The organism is Flavobacterium aquidurense (genome assembly GCF_002217195.1).
GTDB lineage: Bacteria > Bacteroidota > Bacteroidia > Flavobacteriales > Flavobacteriaceae > Flavobacterium > Flavobacterium frigidimaris.
In genome coordinates this window covers 1-3,347 of record NZ_MUGR01000077.1, presented here as the reverse complement: position 1 = coordinate 3,347, position 3,347 = coordinate 1, and the positions used below count along the sequence as shown (strand labels likewise).

The window sequence follows — 3,347 nt, the reverse complement described above, 5'->3', positions numbered from 1 at the left end:
TTAATCTGACGAAGGAATTAAAACTAAAATATCCAGCGAGTAATTTTGTTCCCATTTATTGGATGGCAACAGAAGATCATGATTTTGAAGAGATTAATTATTTTAATTTTAAAGGAAAAAAGTTCCGTTGGAATAAAGAAAGCACAGGTCCTGTTGGAAGACTTTCGACTGAAGGTCTAGCAGAATTCTTTGAGATTTATGCTGCAGAATTAGGATCCAGTACCAATGCCGGCGTTATAAAAAAACTGTTTGAAGAAGCGTATCTAAAACACGAAAACTTAGCCGATGCTACTCGTTTTTTAGCTAATAATTTATTTGCTGTTTATGGTTTGGTAATTCTAGATGCTGACGATGCAAACTTAAAACGTGCTTTTATTCCGTATATAAAAGAAGAATTGACTGAACAAACATCTTTCAAAGCAGTTCAGGAAACGATAGCACAACTTGCAACATATACTGTTCAGGTAAATCCTCGTGAAATCAATTTATTTTATATCGAAGACGATTTACGCGAAAGAATTATTTTTGAAAACAATAAATACTTTGTCAACAATACGAAAATCTCATTTTCAAAAGACGAAATCTTCCAATTATTAGAAAATAATCCGGAGAAATTCAGTCCAAATGTGATTATGCGTCCTTTATATCAGGAAATTATTTTACCTAATTTATGTTATATTGGCGGAGGCGGAGAAATTGCCTATTGGTTAGAATTAAAGTCGTTTTTTGAAGCGGTAAACATTACTTTTCCGATGCTTTTGGTTCGCAACTCAGTACTTTTAGCAACCGAAAAACAGGTTAAAAAAGCCGATAACTTAGGTTTAAGCTGGGCGGATCTTTTTACAAAACCTTCCAATTTAATCAATGCGATTACACACAAATTATCTGCTTTCCCAATTGATTTAACACCTCAAAAAGAAGCATTAGAAAAACAATTTGAATATCTTTACGAATTGGCACAACAAACGGATAAGTCATTTACCGGAGCTGTCAAAGCACAGGAAGTCAAACAAAAGAAAGGTTTAGACAACCTTGAGAAAAGATTATTAAAAGCACAAAAACGAAAATTAGATAACGAATTGCAACGTGTAACAGATTTACAGTTCGAATTGTTCCCCAATCAAAGTTTACAGGAGCGCCAGACTAATTTCTCTGAATTTTATCTGGAAAAAGGCGAACAATTGATTCCGCTTTTAATTCAGAAACTCAAACCATTAGAAACGAATTTTAATATAATTATGATATAAGTTTTCGCTAAACAATAAAGTAATAATCCTCAGAAACAAATAACCACCTCCTTCTGAAATTATTGCCTCTCTAAACCAAATAGCAACTTTTTAAAAACAAAAATTAACCTATTTACCAAAATTATGACCAGAGAGCGCTTGATATCTTTAGATGTCTTTAGAGGATTAACCATTTTATTAATGACAATTGTAAATAATCCCGGAGATTGGGGACATGTTTACGGGCCTTTATTACATTCAGAATGGCATGGCTGCACGCCAACCGATTTAGTTTTTCCGTTTTTTATCTTTATTATGGGAGTTGCAGTTCCGCTCGCAATGCCTGATAAATTCTACGACGGAAGTACTTTCAACAAAATTTTAGTTCGCTCTTTGCGAATGCTTTGTTTGGGAATTTTCTTTAACTTTTTCGGAAAAATACAATTGTTCGGACTTGAAGGAATTCCACTTTTAATTGGCAGATTAGCCATTACCATTGCTGTTGGTTATGCCTTAATGGGAAGTTTTAGTTCGAAAGTCAAAAATATTCTGGCTTTTTCAATTCTCGCTATTTATCTATTTTTGGCTTATAGCGGTATCGAAGCCTACCATGATGTACGTTTGCCTGGAGTTTTACAGCGAATTGCAATTGTTTATTTTGTAATTTCTCTTTTGTATTTAAAAACATCCCAAAGAACTCAAATCATAACCGCAATTGTTTTATTATTAGGATACTGGGCCATGATGACCTTAATTCCTGTTCCCGGAATTGGCGAAGCAAATCTTGACAAAGGAACGAACTTAGCTTCGTGGCTTGACAGCGTTTTACTAAAAGGACATATGTATCGCGGCACCATAACCTGGGATCCCGAAGGTATTTTAAGCACAATTCCGTCGATCGTAAACGGAATTATTGGTTTATTGATTGGACAAATTTTACAAACTGACGCAATCAAAATCCAAAAAGCACAAAAAATGGGTATCATCGGTACGACGCTTATCTTTTTTGGCTTGCTTTGGGACCTTATTTTTCCCATCAACAAATCACTTTGGACGAGCAGCTACGTTCTGTATACTACAGGATTGGCAACCGTATTCCTAACCGTATTATATTACACAATCGATATTGCTAATTATAAAAAAGGCTTCAAACCATTTTTAATCTGGGGAGTAAATCCAATGATTGTTTTCTTTACCTCGCAGATTATTCCACAGGCTCTGGTGATGATTGAATTTCAAAATCCGCATAATCCCTCAGAAAAAATCAATCTTCTAAACTATTTATATACTTTCGGAATTGCGCCATTTTTCAGTAATCCAATGAGCGCTTCATTAGCCGGCGCATTGGTTTATGTGGGAATCTGGACGTTTATTTTATGGATCTTTTATAAAAACAAATTGATTTTCAAAGTATAAAATTATCTCATCATACAAGTAATATAAGATATTATAAGTAGAGTCTGCACAGTAGTACGTCCCTACTTTTATAATTATCAAGTTTGCATTAAATTCATAGTATGACATCCAACCTATTTAAATGAACTTACATAACTTATATGGTTAAAAAAAAAGAGCTTCTATTAGTCAAAACATCATTCTAACGTGTTTTAATTACGAATTAATTAAAATCAATTCATAAAAAAAGTATACTTTTGCACAAAATTAAAAATAAGCAATAAAATGGCAACAAATAGAACGTTTACAATGATTAAGCCGGATGCAGTTCAAAACGGACACATCGGAAATATCTTAGCAATGATTACTAATGGAGGATTTAAAATCGTTTCATTAAAATTAACTCAATTAACTGTAGCTGATGCTAAAGCATTTTACGCAGTTCACGCAGAAAGACCTTTCTACGGAGAATTAGTTGAATTCATGTCTCGCGGACCAATTGTTGCTGCAATTTTAGAAAAAGACAACGCAGTAGAAGATTTCAGAACTTTAATCGGAGCTACAAATCCTGCTGAAGCTGCTGAAGGAACTATTCGTAAAGCATATGCAACTTCTATTGGAGAAAATGCAGTTCACGGTTCTGATAGCGACGAAAACGCTGCTATCGAAGGTGCATTTCACTTTGCCGGAAGAGAGCAGTTCTAATATTAGTTTTCAGTCTCAGTG

Annotated in this window: 3 protein-coding genes; all 3 read left to right on the top strand. The window is 34.1% G+C overall.

Annotation, left to right across the window (positions count from 1 at the left end; translation table 11 throughout):
* Positions 1–1,247: bacillithiol biosynthesis cysteine-adding enzyme BshC (gene bshC, locus B0A67_RS24420; protein WP_089069588.1), on the top strand; the 1,247-nt coding region annotated here is incomplete at its 5' end.
* 123 nt (positions 1,248–1,370) lie between these two features.
* Complete coding sequence (locus B0A67_RS24415; RefSeq protein WP_072961611.1) at positions 1,371–2,642, top strand: acyltransferase family protein; 1,272 nt, start codon at positions 1,371–1,373, stop codon at positions 2,640–2,642.
* 264 nt (positions 2,643–2,906) lie between these two features.
* Positions 2,907–3,326 carry a nucleoside-diphosphate kinase gene (locus B0A67_RS24410; RefSeq protein WP_055095565.1) on the top strand — a complete coding sequence of 140 codons (420 nt, stop codon included), beginning with the start codon at positions 2,907–2,909 and terminating at the stop codon, positions 3,324–3,326.
* Positions 3,327–3,347 lie beyond the last annotated feature (21 nt).